The 22,800-nt window shown below is 58.4% G+C and carries 23 protein-coding genes and 2 pseudogenes; 15 read left to right on the top strand and 10 right to left on the bottom strand.

The genetic code is table 11. The features are described 5' to 3' along the window. The first annotated feature begins 20 nt into the window (after positions 1-20). Positions 21-1,136, top strand: a complete 1,116-nt coding sequence (locus D3Y57_RS19860; RefSeq protein WP_121155474.1) for a DUF3089 domain-containing protein — start codon at positions 21-23, stop codon at positions 1,134-1,136. Continuing rightward, on the top strand, positions 1,133-1,597 hold the full coding sequence (ruvX, locus tag D3Y57_RS19855) for a Holliday junction resolvase RuvX (RefSeq protein ID WP_121155472.1): 465 nt from the start codon (positions 1,133-1,135) through the stop codon (positions 1,595-1,597). The genes D3Y57_RS19860 and ruvX overlap by 4 nt, the downstream gene beginning before the upstream one ends. On the opposite strand, the gene D3Y57_RS19850 is transcribed toward ruvX, so the two are convergent. Next, complete coding sequence (locus tag D3Y57_RS19850) at positions 1,594-2,532, bottom strand: DUF808 domain-containing protein (protein WP_121155470.1); 939 nt, start codon at positions 2,530-2,532, stop codon at positions 1,594-1,596. The two genes, ruvX and D3Y57_RS19850, sit on opposite strands and share 4 nt — an antisense overlap. A gap of 160 nt (positions 2,533-2,692) precedes the next feature. On the opposite strand from D3Y57_RS19850, the gene D3Y57_RS19845 reads away from it, so the two are divergent. Continuing rightward, entirely contained in the window at positions 2,693-3,028 is a 336-nt protein-coding gene (locus tag D3Y57_RS19845; protein ID WP_121155468.1) for a DUF1294 domain-containing protein, read from the top strand. A 79-nt stretch (positions 3,029-3,107) separates the two neighbouring features. Here D3Y57_RS19845 and D3Y57_RS19840 read toward each other — a convergent pair whose 3' ends face one another. Continuing rightward, positions 3,108-3,368 carry a GCG_CRPN prefix-to-repeats domain-containing protein gene (locus tag D3Y57_RS19840; protein ID WP_121155466.1) on the bottom strand — a complete coding sequence of 87 codons (261 nt, stop codon included), beginning with the start codon at positions 3,366-3,368 and terminating at the stop codon, positions 3,108-3,110. 196 nt (positions 3,369-3,564) lie between these two features. Between D3Y57_RS19840 and D3Y57_RS20320 the strand changes: the two genes are divergently transcribed. The 4 genes from D3Y57_RS20320 to D3Y57_RS19825 all read left to right on the top strand — a co-directional run bounded on the left by D3Y57_RS20320 (position 3,565) and on the right by D3Y57_RS19825 (position 6,540). Further along, positions 3,565-4,047, top strand: coding sequence for a class I SAM-dependent methyltransferase (locus tag D3Y57_RS20320; RefSeq protein ID WP_162987227.1), 483 nt, complete (start codon positions 3,565-3,567; stop codon positions 4,045-4,047). Continuing rightward, positions 4,028-4,273: a hypothetical protein gene (locus D3Y57_RS19835; protein ID WP_162987226.1), complete on the top strand. Its 246-nt coding sequence runs from the start codon at positions 4,028-4,030 to the stop codon at positions 4,271-4,273. Before D3Y57_RS20320 ends, D3Y57_RS19835 begins: the two co-directional genes overlap by 20 nt. A 108-nt stretch (positions 4,274-4,381) precedes the next feature. Next, a complete protein-coding gene (locus D3Y57_RS19830; protein ID WP_121155462.1) occupies positions 4,382-5,323 on the top strand; it encodes an aspartate carbamoyltransferase catalytic subunit in 942 nt (313 codons plus the stop codon). Further along, entirely contained in the window at positions 5,320-6,540 is a 1,221-nt protein-coding gene (locus D3Y57_RS19825; protein ID WP_121155460.1) for a dihydroorotase, read from the top strand. Before D3Y57_RS19830 ends, D3Y57_RS19825 begins: the two co-directional genes overlap by 4 nt. Here the strand turns inward: D3Y57_RS19825 and D3Y57_RS19820 are convergent. From D3Y57_RS19820 to D3Y57_RS19810, 3 genes and pseudogenes are all read right to left on the bottom strand, one after another. Continuing rightward, on the bottom strand, positions 6,537-7,844 hold the full coding sequence (locus D3Y57_RS19820) for an SPOR domain-containing protein (RefSeq protein WP_121155458.1): 1,308 nt from the start codon (positions 7,842-7,844) through the stop codon (positions 6,537-6,539). The two genes, D3Y57_RS19825 and D3Y57_RS19820, sit on opposite strands and share 4 nt — an antisense overlap. Before the next feature lie 11 nt (positions 7,845-7,855). After that, positions 7,856-8,386, bottom strand: coding sequence for a hypothetical protein (locus D3Y57_RS19815; RefSeq protein WP_347400408.1), 531 nt, complete (start codon positions 8,384-8,386; stop codon positions 7,856-7,858). Positions 8,387-8,394: 8 nt separating this feature from the next. Beyond that, positions 8,395-9,113 (bottom strand): annotated as a pseudogene (locus D3Y57_RS19810) (AAA family ATPase). Positions 9,114-9,303: 190 nt separating this feature from the next. Here D3Y57_RS19810 and D3Y57_RS19805 point away from each other — a divergent pair. Then, the gene (locus D3Y57_RS19805; RefSeq protein WP_121156249.1) at positions 9,304-10,311 is read left to right on the top strand and encodes an SPOR domain-containing protein; all 1,008 of its coding nucleotides are present in this window, start codon (positions 9,304-9,306) and stop codon (positions 10,309-10,311) included. 8 nt (positions 10,312-10,319) lie between these two features. Here D3Y57_RS19805 and D3Y57_RS19800 read toward each other — a convergent pair whose 3' ends face one another. Then, on the bottom strand, positions 10,320-11,066 hold the full coding sequence (locus D3Y57_RS19800; RefSeq protein WP_121155455.1) for a hypothetical protein: 747 nt from the start codon (positions 11,064-11,066) through the stop codon (positions 10,320-10,322). Positions 11,067-11,135: 69 nt separating this feature from the next. Then, a complete protein-coding gene (gene serB, locus D3Y57_RS19795; protein WP_121156247.1) occupies positions 11,136-12,017 on the bottom strand; it encodes a phosphoserine phosphatase SerB in 882 nt (293 codons plus the stop codon). Here serB and miaA point away from each other — a divergent pair. From miaA to leuA, 6 genes are all read left to right on the top strand, one after another. Further along, positions 12,010-12,948, top strand: coding sequence for a tRNA (adenosine(37)-N6)-dimethylallyltransferase MiaA (miaA, locus tag D3Y57_RS19790; RefSeq protein ID WP_121155453.1), 939 nt, complete (start codon positions 12,010-12,012; stop codon positions 12,946-12,948). The genes serB and miaA overlap by 8 nt on opposite strands. 61 nt (positions 12,949-13,009) lie before the next feature. Then, a complete protein-coding gene (locus D3Y57_RS19785) occupies positions 13,010-14,758 on the top strand; it encodes an acetolactate synthase 3 large subunit (RefSeq protein WP_121155451.1) in 1,749 nt (582 codons plus the stop codon). Next, the gene (gene ilvN / locus D3Y57_RS19780) at positions 14,758-15,273 is read left to right on the top strand and encodes an acetolactate synthase small subunit (protein WP_121155449.1); all 516 of its coding nucleotides are present in this window, start codon (positions 14,758-14,760) and stop codon (positions 15,271-15,273) included. The genes D3Y57_RS19785 and ilvN overlap by 1 nt, the downstream gene beginning before the upstream one ends. Positions 15,274-15,323: 50 nt before the next feature. Then, entirely contained in the window at positions 15,324-16,343 is a 1,020-nt protein-coding gene (ilvC, locus tag D3Y57_RS19775) for a ketol-acid reductoisomerase (RefSeq protein WP_121155447.1), read from the top strand. A 36-nt stretch (positions 16,344-16,379) separates the two neighbouring features. Continuing rightward, a complete protein-coding gene (locus D3Y57_RS19770) occupies positions 16,380-16,988 on the top strand; it encodes a YceI family protein (RefSeq protein ID WP_121155445.1) in 609 nt (202 codons plus the stop codon). A 160-nt stretch (positions 16,989-17,148) separates the two neighbouring features. Continuing rightward, positions 17,149-18,810 (top strand): 2-isopropylmalate synthase, encoded by a 1,662-nt coding sequence (leuA, locus tag D3Y57_RS19765; RefSeq protein ID WP_121155443.1) that lies wholly within the window; start codon positions 17,149-17,151, stop codon positions 18,808-18,810. Here the strand turns inward: leuA and D3Y57_RS19760 are convergent. The 3 genes and pseudogenes from D3Y57_RS19760 to mutL all read right to left on the bottom strand — a co-directional run bounded on the left by D3Y57_RS19760 (position 18,807) and on the right by mutL (position 21,638). After that, on the bottom strand, positions 18,807-19,334 hold the full coding sequence (locus D3Y57_RS19760; RefSeq protein ID WP_239025944.1) for a 2'-5' RNA ligase family protein: 528 nt from the start codon (positions 19,332-19,334) through the stop codon (positions 18,807-18,809). The two genes, leuA and D3Y57_RS19760, sit on opposite strands and share 4 nt — an antisense overlap. Beyond that, the gene (locus D3Y57_RS19755; RefSeq protein WP_121155439.1) at positions 19,331-19,873 is read right to left on the bottom strand and encodes an MOSC domain-containing protein; all 543 of its coding nucleotides are present in this window, start codon (positions 19,871-19,873) and stop codon (positions 19,331-19,333) included. The genes D3Y57_RS19760 and D3Y57_RS19755 overlap by 4 nt, the downstream gene beginning before the upstream one ends. A gap of 42 nt (positions 19,874-19,915) precedes the next feature. Beyond that, a pseudogene (gene mutL, locus D3Y57_RS19750) lies at positions 19,916-21,638 on the bottom strand (DNA mismatch repair endonuclease MutL). A 99-nt stretch (positions 21,639-21,737) separates the two neighbouring features. Here mutL and D3Y57_RS19745 point away from each other — a divergent pair. Further along, positions 21,738-22,784 carry a rod shape-determining protein gene (locus D3Y57_RS19745; protein ID WP_121155437.1) on the top strand — a complete coding sequence of 349 codons (1,047 nt, stop codon included), beginning with the start codon at positions 21,738-21,740 and terminating at the stop codon, positions 22,782-22,784. Positions 22,785-22,800: the final 16 nt, after the last annotated feature.

Here is a 22,800-nt window from a genome sequence, read left to right as displayed (position 1 = left end):
CATCAACACGGGAGCCGTTCTTGGCCCGCAAGTTTCTCTACGTCATCGCTTTCCTGATCGTCCTCGCAGTCGCCGGAGCGCTCGCTTATCGTATGTTCGGCCCGCAGCTTATGCGGATCGCAATGGTGCCGAGTGCCGAGTTCATCGAACAAAAACCGATGCCCGCCAGCGCATGGGCCGACAAAAAGATGTGGTTCGCGCGGCCCGACATCCCCGGAAACCCAGCCTTATGGACTCCCGATGGTTATAAAGCGGACACGGCCAAAGGCGATGCTGCAGTATTCTTCATCCACCCGACCAGCTACCTCGACCGCTTTGCATGGAACGCGCCACTGGACGACGCCGAAGCCAATGACCGCGCCCTGCTATTCATTCGAGGACAGGCGTCAGCATTTAACGGGGTCGGTGAAATCTGGGCTCCCCGCTATCGTCAGGCCACGTTCGGCGCATTTCTGACCGGTCAGAAAGAATCGCAATTGGCGCTCAACGCCGCCTATGCCGACGTGAACACGGCATGGGATGCGTTCGTTGCGAGTATCCCTGCCGACAAACCAATCATCCTCGCTGCGCATAGCCAGGGTTCGGTGCACCTCCTCCGCCTGCTTCGCGAACGCATCGCGGGACAATCAATCGCAAAGCGCATCGCCGCCGCCTATGTCGTTGGCTGGCCAGTATCGATGACCGCCGACGTTCCCACCCTCGGCTTGCCCGCCTGCGCCACCGCTGATCAATCAAGCTGCGTCCTGTCATGGCAGAGCTTTGCCGAGCCCGCCGATATGACGCAGGTCCAGACCGCTTACGACGTCAGCACCGGACCCACGGGCGTCAAGCGACGTGGCACCAAGATACTTTGCACCAATCCGATCACCGGAACCCCCGGTTCCGCCGCTCCAGCTAGCGCCAACAAGGGCACGATTGTTCCAAGCCTCGATATGAAAACTGGCACATTCGAAGTTGGAGCAGTTCCCGCGCGCTGTTCACCGACGGGTTTTCTGCTGATCGGCCCCGCGCCTGAAGGGATCGGCACCTATGTGCTGCCGGGCAACAACTATCACGTATTCGATTACAGCCTATTCTGGGCCGACATCCGAGCAGACGCGGCGCGAAGGCTGGCGACATTTGAAGGCCGGAAGTGACTGTCACCACCGACACCGCAAGCTTCACCGCCTCCCTGCCCGGAGCGGGGCGCCTCCTCGCGCTTGACGTTGGGACCAAAACCATAGGGACCGCTCTGTGCGACTCCCAGTGGATCATCGCCAGCCCGGCCACGCTGATTAATCGCGCAAAATTCACAGCCGACCTCGCCGCGATCCAGAAGATCGTCACCGCGCAGTCCGTAAAAGGCATCGTCATCGGCCTTCCCCTCAACCTCGACGGCACCGACTCTCCGCGTACCCAGTCCACCCGAGCGTTCGCGCGAAATCTGGAAGTTCTTGGCCTGCCGATTCTGTTGTGGGACGAGCGTTGGTCGACCGCTGCCGTTGAACGCCAGATGATTGCCGCTGATATCACCCGCGCCAAACGCGCCACCCGCATCGATAGCGCTGCCGCTGCTTACATATTGCAGGGTGCCATCGATCGCCTTGCGAGCAGTTAAACCTGCAATGTTCGCTTAGGAATCAAATGCATCGCAGCGACGATTATTCCCCCCACGATTAGTCCGATGACAGCCGACCCTGCTGCACTTACCAGCCACTTGGCCAACCCTGGCGCAGATGGGACGAAGCTTTCTGCACCTTCTGCCATTCCGTGGACCCATTGCGCGAGGGCACCCATTCCGAACGTCTCCAGTCCGTGAAGAATAATTCCTCCGCCAACCCAGATCATCGCGGCAATACCGATAGCCGAAAGTGTTTGAAGCAGCATAGGCATAGCCTTGACCAGTCCGCGCCCGACAGCGCGGACGGGTGCGAGCTGCCGCTGTGACAGGTGCAGTCCGATGTCATCCATCTTCACAATCAAGGCAACAACGCCATAAACCCCGACGGTAATTGCTACGCCCACAACGGCAAGTACGATGCCCTGCATGACAAGCGAAAGTTCAGGCAGATCCGCCAGCGCAATCGCCATGATTTCCGCCGAAAGGATCAGGTCGGTCCGGACCGCTCCGCCGATTTGTCGGTCTTCCAGTTCCTTGGGATCGGCGATGTCTTCAACTTCGCTACCGTGGGCAGTGCCCGCAATCGCTTCAAAAACCTTTTCGGTTCCTTCAAAACACAAATAAGCACCGCCGAGCATCAGGATCGGTGTGATTGCCCAAGGTGCCAGCGCACTTAGAGCGAGAGCCGCCGGAAGCAGGATCAGCAGCTTGTTCCGAAGCGATCCGATAGCGATCTTTCCAATAATCGGCAGTTCGCGGTCGGGTGACAGGCCTGTGACATAACGGGGGGTCACAGCAGTATCGTCGATCACCACGCCCGCCGCCTTGATTCCGGCGCGCCCTGCTGCCGCGGTAACATCGTCGAGCGACGCCGCGGCCAGCTTTGTCAGCGCGGCAATGTCGTCCAGCAAAGCAATAAGTCCGCCGGCCATATTTATTCCGCTCCTCTTACTGAGGCGTCCACGTTGCCAGGAAGTTGCACGCCGGCGATAAATGCCAGATGACCAGTCAAATCGATTGTGTACAGTTATCGGCTTTTTATCGCCTGATCGAGGTCACCAATTGGTAATGGCAGATGTGTAGCGCGATAGCATGAACGTTGTATTCTCGGACATTCGACAATTGGCCACTGGCTTCAGTCCAGAAGCAAGGTTGTTCTGCATATGGATCATTTTTGTCATATTGAATGTAACAGCATTTACAATGTTCGGTATCGACAAACAGCGTTCGCGGAATGGTCAGTGGCGAATACGTGAAGACACCCTACTCAGCATGGCTTTCTTGGGCGGTTGGCTCGGCGCATACGCGGGGCGCAGTTACTTCAGGCATAAGACTCGCAAACAACCTTTTGGCGCAAAGCTCGTAGCTGTAAGTGTCGCTAACGTCGGTATCGTTGGTGGCCTGACCATATTCACGTTGGTAAGTTGAGCCGAACAGTCTGCAGTTAGGAAGACGAAGAAAGCCCGGTCATTTCTGACCGGGCTGAAAAAAACGAATTTAACTGGATTTACCGATAACGCCAGCCGTTGCGGTAACGATACCGCTGTTGATAATAGCGACGGCCGTCCCAATAGCCACGACCGCCATAATAATTGCCGATCACCAAACGCCCTGGTGCCACTGCAACTACCTCTCGGCCGCGGTCGGGTCGGCAATTGCCACGCGGTCCTTGATGATAACCCCTGCCACAACCTTCCCGCGCAAGGGCTGGCGTAGCAACTGTCAGAGCAGCGCCAGCGGCTAGTGCAGCTACAAAAATCTTGTTCATAACGGCCTCATTTTGAGTTCTAAACACACCCCAAAGGATGAATTGCTAAAACGCTTTGTTTAAGGCCCGGTTCCAAGGTGAGCTCGAAGTTTTCTGTGTCAATAATGGACAAGTATTTCCTGAGCAGTTTCCGGTTATAACTTGTCGAACATCGTTTATTGAAACATATCTCGTGCGCCGACTGGGGGGAACAATTATGCGTCAACCAAATGAAACTCTCGCTATAAATCGATATGATTTCGCGCGCCGTTTCGTGCAGCAACAAGCATTGGAACAAGGTCAGCTTACTGTATTCGATATTGGCGCGGGCAAACTTCCTATGAAGGCTTCGGTAGAAACTACGGGCTCAAAGTGGTTTGGGTTTGATCTTTTTCCTTCCGATCCCGCTGTAACAAGGTGGAATCTGGAAGAGCCTTGTCCGTTGGAAGTCAAGGCGGACGTGGTCATTTTACTGGATGTGGTTGAGCATCTGTTTAATCCGGGGCTGGCCTTAGCAAATATCTCCAATGTTCTCAAACCGGGGGAGGTTGCTTTTGACGATGCCCAACCCGAAATGGAGCCGCGCCCGCTTTCATTTCCTTGCACGGGGATATCTTCCCGCATTTTTCGAAAGCGATCTCATCAGCAACCATCATGTATTCACATCTTGGCCGCATATCGTGGATCGCCTGCTGTCTGACAGCGGCTTTCAAAGTGATCAATATACAACCCTCGATCTCAATGAAGGTCGGGAGAATTGGTCGCTTGCCGCGTGGCCTGTCAATTTGATGTGCAGGCTCATCGAGAAACTCGATCCAGCGGCGTCGGGTTTTTCATACGGCTTTATCGCGAAAAAAGTGGGAAAACCCGGATATGGCATCACCGGAAGCAATGGCGTCGCTCTTGAAGAGCGCTGTTTCTTCTGATTTGTAGAAGAAGATGTAAGTTCGCTAACAGACGGCGCTATAGTTCAGACAAGATTGACCCTTGGAAACCTTGCCACCGTCCCCGACCCCCACTATCGCCACCCTTTAATGACATCGCCATCACCCTTCCCGCACCGCAACCTGCTCGGGATTGCCGGATTGCAGCCGCATGAGATCATGTTTCTGCTCGATGAAGCCGACCAATGGGTTGCTCACAACCGGGCGCACCGGACCAGCGATCATCGACTCGATGGGCTGACACAGATCAACGCGTTCTTCGAAAACTCGACGCGCACGCTGTTGAGTTTCGAAATCGCGGGCAAGCGATTGGGCGCGGACGTCGTGAATATGCAGGCCGCCACATCGAGCGTGAAAAAAGGTGAAACCCTTATCGATACGGCTTTGACGCTGAATGCCATGCGCGCTGATGTCATCGTCATCCGCCACGGCAGTTCGGGCGCCGTCCGGTTGATCGCAGACAAGGTCGATTGCCCCGTCTTGAACGCAGGTGACGGAACCCATGAACATCCGACACAGGCGTTGCTCGACGCGCTCACCATCCGTCGCCGCATCGGGCATATTGCGGGCATCCGCGTGGCGATTTGCGGTGATCTTCTCCACAGTCGCGTCGCACGCTCCAACATCTTCGCGCTCACCGCATTGGGTGCAGAAGTCCGCGTCGTCGCGCCATCCACGCTGATGCCCGCTGCCATTGATCGCATGGGCGTGACCGCATTCACCGACATGGATACCGGGATCGATGGCTGTGACGTCGTCATGATGCTCCGCCTTCAGACTGAACGCATGGAAGGCGGCTTCATTCCCAGCTTGCGCGAATATCATATGCTTTATGGTCTCACCCCCGAACGCCTAAAACGCGCAAACGCGGAGGCTTTCGTCATGCACCCGGGCCCGATGAATCGTGGCGTCGAAATCGACAGCAGCGTGGCCGACGATCCGAAACGATCTGCTATCCCTGAGCAGGTCGAAATGGGGGTCGCCGTCCGCATGGCCTGCCTCGACGTCCTCACGCGGGAGCGCAGGGCATGACCAGTATTGCAATCACTGGCGGCACATTGGTCGACGCCAGCGGGGAGCGCTTCGGCGACCTACTGATTACCGGCGACCGTATTGCCGCCATCGGCAGCTTCGAAATCCCCGCCACAGCCGAAATCATCGATGCGACCGGGCTGAACGTCGCGCCCGGGCTGGTCGATCTCGGCGTATTCGCGGTCGAACGGGCGGCCTGCGCCACAGGCGGTATCACCCGCATCGCCCTCATGCCCGACCAGTCGCCGCCATTAGACGACTCCGGCTTGGTGCAGCGCGCTGCCCTCGCCGCTAAACCCTACCTCTGGGTCCACCCGCTTGCCGCTGCGACGCGCGATCTAGCCGGCATTGAACTTGCCGAATTAGCGATGATGCAGAAATCGGGGGCAAAGGCTGTTGCGACTGGCCGCACATGGATTGCTGATTCCGGCACTATGCGCCGCGTGCTTTCCTATGCTGGATCGCTCGGCATGACGGTCATCGTCCATGCCGAAGATGGTGGCCTGACCGGCAACGCAGTCGCCACCGCTGGTGAAACTGCAACGCGCCACGGCTTTACAGCCGCGCCCGCTATCGCCGAAGCAATGGCCATCGCACGCGACATATTGCTGGCGGAGGAAACCGGAGCCGCGATCCACTTCCGCCAGGTTACCACCGCCGCCGGTTTCGAACGCATCAAGCGAGCCAAGTCACGGGGCGCGAAGGTCACTTGCGGCGTCACACCCGCGCATCTGTTGCTCTCCGACATCGCGGTGTCCGATTTTCGAACCTTTGCTCGCCTTTCGCCGCCGCTCCGCAGCGAAGACGACCGGCAGGCGACCAGCACAGCACTGGCAGACGGCACGATCGACGTTCTTTGCTCTGGCCACGACCCGCGCGGCCCCGAAGCCAAACGCCTGCCCTTTGCCGACGCCGAACCCGGCATGGCTGGCGCTGAAACGTTACTGACTTTGGGACTGGGGCTGGTTCGCGATGAACTCATCACCCTGCCCCGCCTGATGGCGCTACTCAGCGATGCGCCATCCAGAATATTGGGAGTTGATGCCGGGCACCTCGAAACCGGCGCGCCTGCCGATCTTTGCCTGTTTGACTTAAATGCGCCTTGGCAAATTCGGGGATCGAAGTTCAAATCCTTCGCCGGAAACACGCCCTTCGATGGTCTTCCCGTTCAGGGTCGAGCGGTCCGCACCATAAAGGGCGGCCGCACGATCTCCTAGTTCGAAGCGACGCGTGTCGTCTTCGGTATTCTGCGCTGAACCCATTGTGCTGGTTTGTCGGCTAACATCCCGCGCACGAAACAATTTCCGCCCGCGGCTTTAATGCGTGCGCAAACCTGCGTGGCCCCGGCGCGCGTTACAAAGCCGCCGACCGAAAGCCGAACAAAGTTTGCGCCGCGAACTTGCGTGCTGCTGTTGGCAGGCTCGTAGTTTTCCAGACCGAAGCGAGGCGCAACTTTGCTCCAGGCGTTGCGAGAAACCGCCGCATTTTCGAACGCGCCAAGCTGGACGACAAACTTACCGCTCTGCACCGACCGTCCCGAAGAACTGAAAGCAACCGCCCTGCGCGGTGGTGTGGCAGCGACTTCTTGTTTCGCAAGAAGCGTGGCAGCCTGAATAACCGGAGCATCATGTGCTATGTGAACTGTGGGAGGTGGAGAAGCTGTTTCAAACGCAGCCGGTGGCGTATCAACCACTGGAGTCGCTGCAGCGACCGCGGCCGGAATCGGGGTGGCTGCTGGAGCAGCTTCGGCGACTTGAACTGCTGATGGAACGGTCGGGGCGAGCGCAAGTCGCGTCGGTTGACCGGTATCGATGACCGGTTGCACGCCGAGCAATGTCGCCACACGGCCCGTTTCATTACCCGGCTGTGCAAATGCTGCCCATTGAATGATACGTGCATCGGCATCGGCAGGAGCAAGATCCTGCGCGGCCGTCACATGCGCCTTGTTCCATTCACCAGCCAACGCATAGGCGAGCGCTAAATTCTGGCGCGATTTGGCATCGGCACGCGGCTCGCGAGTGGCAAATTCCAGTGCCTTTACGCCACCATCGATATCGCCAGCCAGCGCTAGCGCCAGACCATAATCTGATGCGCTGATCTTGTCATGATAGTCCGCAAGTGTGGTCAACGCCGCAGTCTTCTTGCCTAAGGCAATCTGAACGAGAGCAAGATTGAGCGCAGCCCGCTCGTGATCGGGCATAAGCGTCAAAGTTTCGGAGAACGCGGTTTCGGCCGATGTGAAACGTCCTGCCCTCAAGTAAGCTTGGCCCAGCAACATCCGGTATCCGGCATCGTGCGGCAATGCTGCAACTGCGATCTCGGCATAGGAAACTGCCGTCGCGAAATCGCGGGCGGCCAGCGCTTTGGTTGCGGTCACCGCAGCCTTGTTCGCTGCCTTGCCCATCTTGGTATCCGAAGCATTGGCCGGGTGCATAGCCCGTGTGGATGGACTGCACCCAACAATCGTCGTGCCAAGGATAAGCGTCGACACCGCGAGTTTCAACATTGCTGTGGTCTTCATGGCGATTTCCTTCAGCGCGGAGACTTGGCCGTTGCCAGTGCGACAATGGCGGATTGGGTGGATAGAAAATTGTCGAGCGCTTCGAGCACGACATGCTGGGCTGACCGGTGAGTGACCGCACAAATCAGGCGCAATTTCAGATGGCGTTCTGGATCGAGGCGGAGCGTGAATGCGGCCTTACCCTTCGATCCGGGAGCCGCACGTATTTTCCGTACTGCCTCCAGGGCTGTCGGCGTCAGTTCGCGGACCAGCTCTTCTTGCTGGCGCACGACTGTCGGTGTTTCGACGACTGCGGTTTCATCGATCCGCGGGACTTCGGTTAAAATCGGCACAACGTCCGCAGTTGCTGGTTTTGCTTCGGTAACAACCAATTCGGGACGCGGCTCTGTACCCATGTCGTTCCAGCCCAGATCTTCGTAAGATTGTGCGGGACTGATGCCGAAACCGGCAAACCCCTGTGGCCGCATGGCAGGCTTCGCATGACCCTTGCGAGCAAGCAGCGTTGAGGACAGCGAGGCGAAAGGCTTTGGTTCGTTCATCATGGCGGCGCTCACTGACCGACAACGCGGCGGCCAAAGCCACTCGCGGCACGAGGTGCCGTTGCGGCCTGCGCGGTCATGCCCGGCGCGCTGAATACGGTGCGGCGGAAATTCTTTTCCAGTCGGTCGGATACATAAGTCCACAAGTCGCGGACCTCGCCCGCCGAACGGCTTTTTGCATCGACCTCCATGACGGTGCGACCGTCAATCATCGAGGCTGCGAAATCGACGCGGTGATGGAGTGTAACTGGAGCAACTGTGCCATGTTGGGACAGTGCGACTGCGGCTTCATAAGTAATCTTGGCCTTGGGTGTCGCCCCGTTGACGACGAACAGCAACGGTTTGCCCGCGCGGTCGCACAAATCTACCGTGGCACCGACGGCGCGCAAATCATGTGGCGATGGGCGTGTTGGGATGATGATGAGTTCGGCGACCGCAATAACGCTTTGGATTGCCATGGTAATCGCAGGGGTGTGTCGATGACCGCCAGACGAAACCCCTGCTGACGAAGCATTTCGAGATCAGCAGCAAGTCGTGCCACGGTCGTCTGGGCGAATGCGGGAAACTCGGCTTCACGCTCGTTCCACCAATCTGCCAACGACCCCTGTGGATCGATGTCGATCAGAACGACCGGCCCAGCCCCCGCAAGTTGCGCCTGCACTGCAAGGTGCCCGGAAAGGGTCGTTTTGCCCGATCCGCCTTTTTGCGATGCTAAAGCCAATATCCGCATCTAACGTCCTTGGATTACCTGTGTCCCGAACGACAGATGGCATGCAGACGAATAAGATAGGGTTAACGATCGCGCGCCAAAGCGGATCGCGTCGTAGAATTTCTGCTTGCCGAACAATGCTAAGCGGCTGTTAACTGCTCCGCGCGTACACACTTGGCTAATGATCGCATCGTTTGCCGAAGGATTGTCTATGAAATCTATTTCGTTGCTTTTGCTCGTCGGTGCGCTGATTGCCACCCCTGCGCTTGCGGATACGAATAACGGCGACCTTGCTTGGCAAAATGGCGACTATGCGACGGCGATCAACGAATGGCGCCCACTGGCGATTGCTGGCGATCCCGATGCTCAGGTTCATCTGGGGCAGGCTTACCAACTGGGACGCGGCGTTCCTCTCGACCTGAAACTCGCCGAAGACTGGTTTCGGCGTGCGGCGCAACAAGGTAGCGACGGTGGCAAGGACAATTACGGTCTCGTGTTGTTCCAGACGGGGAAACGTGCCGAAGCGATGCCGTATATCGAAGATGCCGCCGGTCGCGGTAACGCGCGCGCGCAATATATCCTTGGTACGGCGCTCTTTAACGGCGACATGATCGCCAAGGACTGGCCGCGTGCCTATGCTCTGATGACGCGCGCTTCGGTGGCGGGCGTTCCGGCTGCCAAGACCAGCCTTGCCCAGATGGACAAATATATCCCGCTAGATCAGCGCCAGCGCGGTCTTGCGCTGGCGGGGGCTTTTGAGGCTCATGCCAGTCGCGATGCAATTTCTGCCGCGCCGGCGACCCAACATCCGCATATTAGCGTTGAAAACTTGCTGGCATCCCGACCAGCCGTGGGTGCGCCAGAGGTTCGCCAGTCAAAATCCGCCATCGAAACAGCGGCTCCGGCGTCCGTTGGCATCAAACCAGCCGTTGCAAAATCAGCCGTAAACAAACCGGAAGCTCCGCAAACGCCTGTTACGCCTCCAAGTGGAAACTGGCGCGTACAGTTTGGTGCATATAGCGATGAAGCCAAAGCGCGTGCGCTTTGGCCTGCTCTCCGCGAACGCATTCCTGCACTCCGTCCCTATAGTGCCTTTGCGATCAAAGCTGGCCCACTGACGCGTTTGCGCGCCGGCCCGTTGATTTCACGCGCTGCCGCTGAGAAGCTTTGCACCTCGGTTCGCGCCAGCGGACAGACGTGCATCCCCATCGCGCCCTGACGAAGTCCTTAGTTTGGTCCATCCGAATTATCCGTATCTTTTTCGGACTTTGTGAAGTCGAACCGTATCCGTACCCAAACGCCCATTAACGGTCGTCCACCGATACGGGGCGGGCGCACCTTGAACTGCCATGCCGCGAGCCGCAGCGCTCGGGATATTCCGGAACCTACAGGCGATTCTCCAAGCTGTTGGCAGTTTTCGACGCCATAATTCGGGATCGTCTTGCACGCGACCATGCCCCAGCTATTGGGCGGCGCGCCATTCGGCAGATACAGCGCGAGGGCACCCCGTGGCGGCTCGACATACCATTCGGCATTATACATCGGTTCACCGCCCGGTCCTTCGCCTGGCCCCATAGCCGAACCAGTGCCCTTGCCCGAACCGTTGCCTTCGTTACCGCCGTTTTTAGGCAGTTTCGAAATATCGGTAGCGGCGAATTCATCCTTGCTCATCGTCAGGATGGGGCGCGGAACCTTCGGTACAACGACGGGAGCGCTGCGTGGGGTCGGCGTTTTTGCTGGCGGCGCGCCACCGGACTTTTCGACCTTTGTCACCTTCTGCGCGATCTCTGCAGGCAGCATCTGGAAGGTCGTCGTGGTTGGAGGCAGTAATTTTTTTGATGCCGACGGGACAAGCTGCAATAGGGCCAGCAGAAACAATAGCTCGATGGCGATCGCCAGACCCAGAGCAATCGCCCTATGGCTGAGCTTTTGCCGTCGCCAATCCGACGCAGGTTGCAGGAACGCCAAACTCATCGCGGGAGCGCCTAGACGGCGGCGCGTCGGGTCACAAGTTAAACTCCTGCAATCTTTCGCCGTCTGCGCCTAGCTCTCCGTTGCCCAATCTGCCCGAGCAAAACCCATCGCATATAAAATCACCGATAAATCTCCGATCCGAACACGTGCATCGGCAGCCGCCTCGGTCTTAGGCTTGGCATGATAGGCGACGCCAAGCCCCGCCACTGCGATCATCGGGATGTCATTCGCCCCGTCACCCACGGCCATACACGCCGAAGCCGCGAGCCCGCGCGTGCTGAGTTCGCCCAATAGCGATGCTCGCTTGGTTTCCGCGTCGACGATCGGCTGCTCCGTCTTGCCCGTCAGCAAGCCGTCCTGCATCATCAACCGGTTCGCGATTGCCCGATCAAAACCGATTTCCGCCGCCACAGGCCCCGTAAAATGGGTGAACCCACCTGAAACTAGCAGTGCATAGCCTCCATTATTGCGCAAGGTACGGACCAGAGCCTTCGCCCCGCCCATGATTTTTATGCGCTCACGCAGGCACTCGGAGACCGTGGTTTCCGGCATCCCTGCCAGCAAAGCGACGCGGTCACGTAGCGCACCCGCAAAATCAATTTCGCCGCGCATCGCCCGTTCGGTGACTTCGGCCACTTCGGCTTTCAGGCCGACATAATCGGCGAGCTCATCGATGCATTCGACGGTGATCATCGTCGAATCCATGTCGGCCACCAGCAAAGAGCGACGACGATCGGCTTCGACCTGAACGATGACGTCCAAACCGGGGAGCACATTCTCAAGCGCATTTCTTTCCAGACTCGCGCCTGGGGACAAGACGTCACTGGAAAAACTGATATCGCACGCCACGCCGTCCACAATCGGACCCGCTTTTCCGCGAACCGCGTCGGCGGCCAGCGAAATGTCGCCCGCTTTCAATCCATCTGGTGCTACGAGCGTCGCAATGAACATCAATAATCTCCAACCGCTGGCGCTCATCGCAGGGCCAACCGCCAGCGGCAAGTCGGCACTCGCCCTCGCCCTGGCGGAATTAACGCCTTCGATCATCATCAATGCTGATTCGATGCAGGTCTATCGCGACCTGCGGATCATCACGGCGCGCCCTTCGCAGGAGGAGGAATCACGCGCCCCCCACCGCCTGTTCGGCCATATCGACGGCGCAGAACCCTGTTCCGCCGCTCGCTGGGCGCGCGAAGCGACCGAAGCCATCGCGGAAGCCAAAGCTCACAACCTTCTGCCGATCCTAGTCGGCGGCACCGGCCTTTATATCCGCACATTATTGGACGGCATCGCGCCCATCCCCGACATCGACCCCGAAATCCGCAGCCTCGTCCGCGCGCTCCCGGTCGCCGATTCGCACATCGCCCTGACAAGCGAAGACCCCGAAGCCGCCGCCCGCATCGCCCCCGCCGACACCAACCGCATCGCCCGCGCGCTTGAGGTTATTCGTTCGACCGGCAAACCGCTAAGCCATTGGCAACAGCATCGCGAAGGCGGCATCGCGGATCGCGTACACCTCGCCTCGCTCATCCTGCTCCCCCCGCGCGACTGGTTGAACGAACGTTGCGACGCGCGTTTCGACACGATGTTCGCTGACGGGCAGGATGAGGTTTCCGCCCTGCTCGCGCGCAATCTCGACCCCGCCCTCCCCGTCATGCGCGCCATCGGAGTGCCCGAAATCGGCGCGTTCCAGCGTGGCGAAATGTCCGAATCCGACGTCAAGATCGCGGGCAAGCGCGCCACGGGTCAGTACGCCAAACGGCAATACACCTGGTTCTCCCGTCAGTCCTCACCCGACTGGCCGAGGCTGGAAACGATTTTAAGTTCTAATAATATTGCTAATATAGCAACAATATTACGCAATAGTCTGTTGACAGCATAGTTTGTTACCCGTACTCGGTCGCGGCTTGCAAAATTTGCCGCAACGCAACAGGAGAGTTTTTATGCCAGCCGAAATGCCCGGAGCCGAAATCCTCATCGAGGCGCTTGTCGATCTCGGCGTGGAAGTCGTGTTCGGCTATCCCGGTGGGGCCGTCCTCCCGATCTATGATGCTTTGTTCAAACAGAAACGTATCCGCCACATCCTCGTTCGCCACGAACAAGCCGCGACCCACGCTGCCGAAGGATATGCTCGTTCGACCGGCAAGCCCGGCGTCGTGCTTGTCACCTCCGGTCCCGGCGCGACCAACGCAATCACCGGCATCACCGATGCGTTGATGGATTCGATCCCGATGGTTGTCATCACGGGTCAGGTTCCGACCGCGCTGATCGGCACCGATGCGTTTCAAGAGGCCGATACCGTCGGCATCACGCGTCATTGCACCAAGCATAATTATCTCGTGAAGGACCCCGCCAAGCTCGGCGATATCGTCCACGAAGCATTTTATATCGCGACCTCCGGTCGTCCGGGGCCGGTCGTTATCGACATTCCTAAGGACGTTCAGGTTGCGACGGCGCGTTATACCAAGCCGGGGCCTATTCAGCACAAAGCATATCGCCCGCAAGTAAAGGCCGATCCGAAGCTGCTTGAGGCCGCAATTGAAATGATCGCGGCTGCCGAACGCCCAATCTTCTATACTGGCGGCGGCATTATCAATGCGGGTCCGAACGCCAGCACGGTGCTGCGTGAACTTCAGCGACTGACCGGTGCACCTGTTACCTCGACGCTGATGGGCCTTGGCGCTTATCCGGCGAGCGGTGATGCGTGGCTCGGAATGCTCGGGATGCACGGCACATATGAAGCCAATATGGCGATGCACGGTGCCGACCTGATCATCTGCCTCGGTGCGCGTTTCGATGACCGGGTTACGGGTCGATTGGATGCGTTTTCGCCCAATTCCAAGAAAATCCATATCGATATCGACCGGAGTTCGATCAACAAGATCGTCCGCGTCGACCTCGGCATCGTCGGCGACGTCGGTCGCGCGATCGAGGATATGGTGAAAATCTGGAAAGCGCGTCAGTACGCAAAGGCCGATTTGAGCGCATGGTGGTCACAGATCGACAAGTGGCGCGCGAAAAAATCGCTCGGCTTTACGAAGTCAAAGACTGAAATCATGCCACAGCACGCCGTCCGCGCTCTGTGGGAGGCGACGCACAAGCGCAATCCGATCATCACCACCGAAGTCGGTCAGCATCAGATGTGGGCCGCTCAGCATTTCGATTTCGAAAGTCCGAACAAATGGCTGACCAGCGGTGGCCTCGGCACGATGGGCTATGGCCTGCCCGCCGCAATCGGCGCGCAAATCGGCAATCCGAATGCTCTGGTGATTGATATCGCCGGTGAAGCGTCGATCCAGATGAACATTCAGGAACTGGCGACGGCGACTCAATATCGTCTGCCTGTGAAAATTTTTATTCTGAATAACGAGTATATGGGCATGGTCCGTCAGTGGCAGGAGCTGACATATGAGAGCCGTTATTCAGAGAGTTATAGTGATTCTCTCCCAGACTTCGTGAAGTTGGGAGAGGCTTATGGCTGGACCGGCATCCGCATCGAAAATCCCGCCGACCTGGAATCGGGTATAAACGAGATGCTCAATCAACCTGGCCCGGTCATCGTCGATTGCCGTGTCGCGAAACTTGCAAACTGCTTCCCGATGATCCCATCTGGCGCAGCTCACACCGATATGATCCTCGACCCGGCCGGCGTCACTGGCGTCATGGACGACGAAGCGAAGGCGCTGGTCTGATGCACATTCTTGAAACCGTTTCCGAACGACACACCCTCTCGGTAATCGTCGACAATGAATCCGGCGTTCTCGCCCGGATCGCCGGTATGTTCTCGGCGCGCGGCTATAATATCGAAAGCCTCACCGTCGCCGACATCAGCGAAGATGATGCCGTCAGCCGCATCACCATCGTCACCACCGGCACCCCCGCGGTCATCGAACAGGTTGTTGCCCAACTCGATCGTCTGGTCCCCGTCCATCGCGTCACCGACCTCACCGTACTGGGCGATCACGTGGAACGCGAACTCGCCTTGGTAAAGGTCGCGGGCACTGGCGAAAACCGGATCGAGGCCCTGCGCCTTGCTGAAGTGTTCCGCGCCAACGTCGTCGATACCACCATCGGTAGCTTCGTTTTCGAAGTCACTGGAGCCTCCACAAAGATTGATCGGTTCATCGCTTTGATGCGCGAAGTCGGTCTTGTCGAAGTTGCCCGCACCGGGATCGTCGCCATCGCGCGCGGTCGCGAGGCAGCTTAATCCGCCCATCCAATCAATGCCCCATTAATTAACTCAAGTCAGGGAATACAATGCGCGTATATTACGACCGGGATGCCGACATCGGCCTGATCAAGAACAAGAAAATTGCGATTATCGGCTATGGCAGTCAAGGCCACGCCCACGCCCAGAACCTCAAGGATTCGGGCATTCTCGACGTTGCAGTTGCTCTGCGTGAAGGCTCGGCAACCGCTGCCAAGGCAATTAACGCTGGCTTCAAGGTCATGACCAACGCCGACGCTGCAAAGTGGGCTGACATCGTCATGATCCTCGCTCCCGATGAGCATCAGGCTGGCATCTACGCCGACGACCTCGCCGCGAACCTGAAGGACGGCGCAACCATCGCTTTCGCCCACGGCCTGAACGTGCATTTCGGCCTGATCGAGCCCCGCGCCGATCTCGACGTAATCATGATCGCGCCAAAGGGACCGGGCCACACCGTTCGCAGCGAATATCAGCGCGGTGGCGGCGTTCCCTGCCTTATCGCAGTTGAGCAGGACTCCAGCGGTAACGCCCATGACATCGCGCTGGCCTATGCCTCCGCGGTAGGCGGCGGTCGTTCGGGCATTATCGAAACCAACTTCCGCGAAGAGTGCGAAACCGATCTATTCGGCGAACAGGCCGTGCTCTGCGGTGGTCTCACCCACTTGATCCAGGCTGGTTTCGAGACGCTGACCGAAGCGGGCTACGCTCCTGAAATGGCGTATTTCGAATGCCTGCATGAAGTGAAGCTGATCGTCGACCTGATGTATGAGGGTGGCATCGCCAACATGCGTTATTCGATCAGCAACACCGCGGAATATGGCGATATCACAACTGGTCCACGCATCATCACTTCGGAAACGAAGGCGGAGATGAAGCGTGTCCTGAATGATATTCAGCAGGGTCGTTTCGTAAAGAACTTCGTGCTCGACAACCGTGCCGGCCAGCCTGAACTAAAGGCCGCCCGCAAGCTTGCTGCGGCTCATCCCATTGAGAAAGTCGGCGCTGAACTTCGTGCGATGATGCCATGGATCGGAGCCAACAAGCTGGTCGACAAGGCGAAAAACTAAGGGCAAAATCGGCGGCAACTTACGGGAGGATTACCCATGCGTACCAAAATGTTTGTTGCCGCCGCTTTCGCTCTCGCTGCCCCCGCCATTGCGCAGTTGCCGACACTCGGTACCAGCGATGTAACCAAGGTTGTGGCGGGCAATTACGACGTCGAGTCATACCACACGCAAATCGCGTGGACGGTCAATCACCTCGGTGTCAGCTTGTTCAGCGGGATGTTCTCACAGGCGTCCGGCAAGCTCATCATCGATCCAAAAAACCTCGCGACAACTAAGGTTTCGATCAGCGTCCCGGTTGCCAGCGTGCAAACGACCAGCGACAAATTAACTGGCGAACTGAAAAGCGCCGACTGGTTCGATGCCACGAAATATCCGACAATGACTTTCGTTTCCACGAAAGTCACATCCACCAGCGCTACAACGGCGGACATTACCGGCAATCTGACTTTGCACGGCGTGACCAAGCCAGTCACGATCGAAGCAGTCTTCACCGGAGTCAGCAGCTCGACGAACAAGAAAGCCAATATCGGATTCACCGGATCGGCCGACATCAAGCGAAGCGATTTCGGCATTAAGGCGTACGTACCGCTCGTTTCCGACGAAGTTCACTTGTCGATTGCGGCTGCTTTCCAGGCTGCGGGCTAGACAGGACGGCATGACGCGGGCTATTAGCAGCGTTATGCACAGCCTTCGCTCCCTGCTCCTTCGACTTACGCGCCCTTAGGCGCGAACTGTCGTGCGCATGGCGCACATCGCGACTTAAGGGTCAAAATCCCAACCTCACTCGAAGCGATGCGAGATCAAAATGCTGCGCGACCCATCTGTAAAATACCGACCTTTCCCCCAGATAGATTTGCCGGATCGGCAATGGCCTTCGAAAACGATCACCCGCGCGCCGCGCTGGCTTTCGACCGATATGCGCGACGGCAATCAGGCCCTTATCGACCCGATGGACAGCGAGAAGAAGCAGCGCTTTTTCGATATGTTGGTGCGCCTCGGTGTTAAGGAGATCGAAGTCGGGTTTCCGAGCGCTGGTGCGGTCGAATTTGACTTTATCAGTGGTCTGGTCCGCAGTGGGACAATTCCGGATGACGTGACAATCCAGATACTGACACAGTCGCGCCGTGACCTCATCGAAACCAGCTTCAAATCGTTGGAGGGTGCGCCGCGTGCGATCGTTCACTTGTACAATGCCGTTTCACCAGCCTGGCGCAAGATCGTTTTCGGTATGGATCGACAGCAGATCAAACAAATCGCCATCGAAGGTGCGATGATCGTTCGCGACGAAGCAGCGAAACGCCCCGAAACTGATTGGAGTTTCGAATATAGCCCCGAGACATTCTCTACCGCCGAACTCGATTTCAGTCTGGAAGTCTGTGAATCTGTGATGGATGTCCTGCGCCCAACGCCTGAAAAACCGATTATCTTCAACCTGCCCGCGACAGTCGAGTGCGCGACCCCAAATATATATGCCGACCAGATCGAATGGTTCGGCCGTAATATTCCCAACCGTGATTCCGTGGTCATCAGCCTGCACGCGCATAATGATCGTGGGACCGGCGTTGCCGCGACCGAACTAGGACTGATGGCCGGTGCCGATCGCGTCGAGGGCTGCTTGTTGGGCAATGGCGAACGCACGGGCAATGTCGATCTGGTTACGGTTGCGCTCAATCTTTATACGCAGGGCGTCGATCCGGGTCTGGACTTTTCGGATATAGACAGTGTGGTAAAGACCGTCGAATATTGCACCGGCATCGCTACCCACCCGCGCCAGCCTTACGTCGGTGATCTGGTTTTCACTGCGTTCTCCGGCAGTCATCAGGACGCGATCAAAAAAGGTTTCGTCGTTCAGGAACAACGTAACGACCAGTTCTGGGAAGTGCCCTATCTGCCGATCGACCCTGCCGATCTGGGTCGCAGTTACGAAGCTGTGATCCGCGTTAATTCGCAGTCGGGCAAGGGCGGCGTCGCCTGGGTGCTGGAACAGGATAAGGGCCTGAAACTGCCGAAGCGAATGCAGGGTGACCTCAGCCGTCATGTGCAGGCGCTGGCCGATGAAAACAGCCGCGAACTTCATGCGGCCGATATCTGGGGGGCGTTCCAGACCGCTTATCATCTTGAAGGGCCACAGCGTTTCATGCTCGGCGACTATGAGGAAACCCGCGCAAGCAACGGTGACCGCATTTTCGTCGGTAGAATCACTGTGGATGGCGTCGAACGATGGGTGAGTGGGCGCGGTAATGGCCTGATTTCGAGTGTGATCGCCGCTTTAAAAGAGCAATGCGGGATCGAACTTGATGTGGTCGATTTCAGCGAACATGCCCTCAGCGGTGGCAGCGATGCGCAGGCCGCAGCTTATGTAGAATGTCGAACGGCCGCAGGTAAAACGGTGTTCGGTGTGGGTATCGACGCCGACGTCGCAACGGCCAGCGTTCGCGCTGTGCTTGGAGCGGCAAACGGGGTTTAGATCGGTGCGGTGATCTTGCGCCCGGTACCGAACGCAAATGCCGCAATCGGCTCCCAGAGCCCGCCGCGATAATAGAATGCGGCGAGGCCCAAGAGCGTCAGGGAGCGCGGGCGAAAGTCGATCGACAGTTTGTCGACTAGCGCGCGCGCTTCAGGCGGCTTTACCTTGTTCTGAATCGTTACGTGCGGGCGCCACGCATTGCGATCCTGCGGCATCAGCATCGACGCAAATCGATCAGCAATGCGCGCGCGAATGTCCTCGAGTTCGGAGCTGTCCACACTGAATGCAACACCCCCGCCGAGATTGATAAGGCTCGCAAGTCTCGCTTGCGGAGAGTTCCCCCGGGCCTCGTCCTGCAACAGTCCCGTCAGTTCATGCCCGACCGATGGAGGCAGGTGGTGAAACATCGTAAGGTGTGCGCGCAGGACGTTGCGCTCGGGTGGAAAGTGCGCGCGTCGTAGGGTATCCAATGCTGCGAAGTCGTGGGCCCCCATCAAAGCTGTAACGATGATCGGGGCAATCACTCGACTGGTTCGAGCGGCACGTGCGGTCCATCGGGCAGGATGACAGTAATGGGATCATCGGTTCGCACCATTCCTCCCACTATGACGATCGACATGACCCCTGCCTTGCGGATGAGTTCGCCCGCCAAATCGCGACCCAATACGGCTTTCATCAGACCGAGCATAAGTTTGTCGAGCAAGATACATGGATTGCGCAGGCCAGTGAGTTCGATGACAGCCTCATCACCCAGCACCAATCGCGTTCCCTTAGAAAGCGCAAGCAAGTCGATCTGCCGCGTCGTGATGTTTTCGCCCATCTGACCCGGCTTTACGCTGAATCCCTTTTCGGCAAGCTCCTCGAAAAGTTCGGCGTGGATCAGGTGCACCTGCCGCAGATTTGGTGCTGTAGGATGGCGCCGGGCGCGGTGACGGTGCTTTGTCATTTCACCAAGATGAGCATCACCCTGGATCCCCCGACCCGCGAGCAGTTGGACTGAATCAACGACGTCCTTGGTCACCAGATGGCGTTGCTGCCGGGAAACGGCGACTACCTCAGCCAAGAAGTGAAGTTCCGTGAACAGGAATCATGGAGTGCGCCAAAATCATCGTCTCCCGAAAAGTTTTTCAATATCACCATGAGCCAGCTTCACCCAGGTCGGGCGACCGTGATTGCACTGCCCCGAATGGGGCGTGACTTCCATCTCACGCAGTAGCGCGTTCATTTCGGCGACCGACAGGATACGCCCTGCCCTTACCGATCCATGGCAGGCCATTGTCCCAGCAACGGCGTCGATGCGCTCTTTCAGGGATAGTGCTTCGCCGAACGCGGCTAGTTCGTCGGCCAGATCGGTGACGAGACCTTTGACATCGGCTTGCCCCAGCATCGCCGGAACGCCCCGTACCAGCATCGCGCCGGGACCGAAGCGTTCGAGGTCGAGGCCGAATGCCACAAGTTCGGGTGCGCGGGCTTCAAGGCGATCGCAGGCAGTTTCTTCAAGTTCGACGACTTCGGGCAGCAGCAGAGGCTGCATCGAAACGCCGCCGCTAGCAGTCGCTTTTCGCATCCGTTCGAGGACGAGACGTTCGTGGGCGGCGTGTTGATCGACGATGACCAGCCCGTCTTCCGCTTCGGCAACGATATAGGTGGCGGCGACCTGACCGCGCGCGACGCCCATTGGGAACGAAGTGGATTCGGGTGCTGGCGCAAAAGCGGTTTCGGCGCGGGCCATCGGAGGGGGTGGGGTGAAGGTTGCGGTGCGATCCCAGACAGAATGTTGCGCTGGGGAGAGGGGGTTCGGAGGTCCATGCGCCCAGGGCAGCGGCGGAGGGGCGGGGTTGGCTGCGGTGGCCGACGCTGTCGAGAGCGGCGCGCAGTCCGCCGATGATGAGGCCGCGAACGAGGCCGGGATCGCGAAAACGGACCTCTGTTTTGGCGGGATGGACGTTAATATCGACTTCACCGGACGGAATATCGAGGAAAAGTGCAACAACCGCGTGCCTATCGCGCGCTAACATGTCCGAATAGGCACCGCGCACTGCGCCGATAAGGACGCGGTCCTTCACCGGGCGACCGTTGACGAACAGGAACTGGTGATCGGCAATGCCGCGATTGAAAGTCGGCAATCCTGCCACGCCGCCAAGCCGAATGCCTTCACGCTCCAGATCGATAGGGACGCTGTTTTCGATAAGCTGGCGATCGGTCAGCGCAGCCACACGCTCCCCCTGCCCCTCTGGCTGAAGCGACAAGGTCCGTCTGCCATCGTGCTCGACCGAAAATGCAATGTCCGGGCGGGCCATTGCGAGCCGCTTCATGACATCGATGCAGGCGGCATATTCGCTGCGGGAAGTACGGAGGAATTTGCGACGGGCGGGAATATTCGCGAACAGCCCGCTGATCCGCACGCGCGTTCCAGGCGGCAGCGCGGCGGGGCCTTCGTTCACCAGCGCCCCATTATCGACCGTTCGCGACCAGCCCTCACCATCGTGAGGCCGGCTTTCGATCGTCAGGCGGGCGACGCTTGCGATCGAGGGCAAAGCTTCTCCGCGAAAGCCAAGTGTGGAGACCATTTCGATGGCGTCATCGGGCAATTTCGACGTGGCGTGCCGTTCCAGCGCCAGTTCGATATCGCTCGCAATCATACCATGACCGTCGTCGGTCACTTCAATCCCTTCGATGCCTCCAGCGGTGAGGCGCACGGCGATTCGCATGGCCCCTGCATCGAGCGCATTTTCCACCAATTCTTTCAACGCGCTGGCGGGTCGTTCTACCACTTCGCCCGCAGCGATGCGATTCACGAGCGTTGAGGGGAGCCTTCGTATTGACATGGATGGTGCTGTAGCCCAATCGACCCCATCCCGCGACCCGGCCGCAGCGGAATTTTCACCGAATAACGCACGGCCCAAAAGGCACCGAGTTTCCCAAATATGAAATTTCCGTTTTCGCGTTATTTCAAGTTCATGTCGCATGACATGGCCATCGACCTTGGTACGGCCAACACGGTCATTTACGTTCGTGGGCGTGGTATCGTCCTGAACGAGCCATCGGTGGTTGCGATCGAGACGATCAACGGCGTGAAGCGCGTCAAGGCTGTGGGCGACGACGCCAAGCTGATGATGGGCAAGACACCCGGCAGCATAGAGGCGATCCGCCCGCTGCGTGACGGCGTTATCGCCGACATCGATGTAGCCGAGCAGATGATCAAGCATTTCATCCATAAGGTTCATGGCCAGCGCCGTTTCCCGTCGTGGCCCGAAATCGTGATCTGCGTGCCATCGGGTTCGACCAAGGTCGAGCGTCGCGCGATCCGCGATGCCGCTTCGAATGCCGGTGCCAGTCAGGTTTTCCTGATCGAAGAGCCAATGGCAGCAGCCATCGGTGCCGATATGCCAGTGACCGAGCCAATCGGTTCGATGGTGGTCGACATCGGCGGCGGTACGACCGAAGTCGCGGTGCTGTCGCTACGCGGTGTCGCATATTCGACATCGGTTCGCGTCGGCGGCGACAAGATGGACGAAGCCATCGTTTCCTATGTCCGTCGCAATCATAATCTGCTGATCGGCGAATCGACGGCTGAGCGTATCAAGCAGGAAGTCGGCGTCGCCAAACCACCCGCCGACGGCATCGGTCTGACGATCCATATAAAGGGTCGCGATCTGGTGAATGGCGTGCCGAAAGAAATCACGATCAATCAGGGCCAGATTGCCGAAGCTCTGTCCGAACCGGTCGGCACGATTGTCGAAGGCGTGCGGATCGCTCTGGAAAATACAGCTCCTGAACTGGCGGCCGATATCGTCGATCAGGGTATCGTGCTGACTGGCGGTGGCGCGTTGCTGCGCGGCCTGGACGAAGTTCTTCGCGACGAAACGGGGCTGCCGGTGACGGTGGCCGACGATCCGCTGACTTGTGTCGCACTCGGTACGGGGCGCGCACTGGAAGATCCAATCTTCCGGGGCGTTCTCCAGACTGCCTGACGGACGGCTGACCCGA

This window comes from Sphingomonas paeninsulae, from assembly GCF_003660165.1.
Classification (GTDB): Bacteria; Pseudomonadota; Alphaproteobacteria; order Sphingomonadales; family Sphingomonadaceae; genus Sphingomonas_O; species Sphingomonas_O paeninsulae.
Note: the sequence above shows the minus strand (reverse complement) of the source record. Positions and strands in the feature narration are given on the sequence as shown.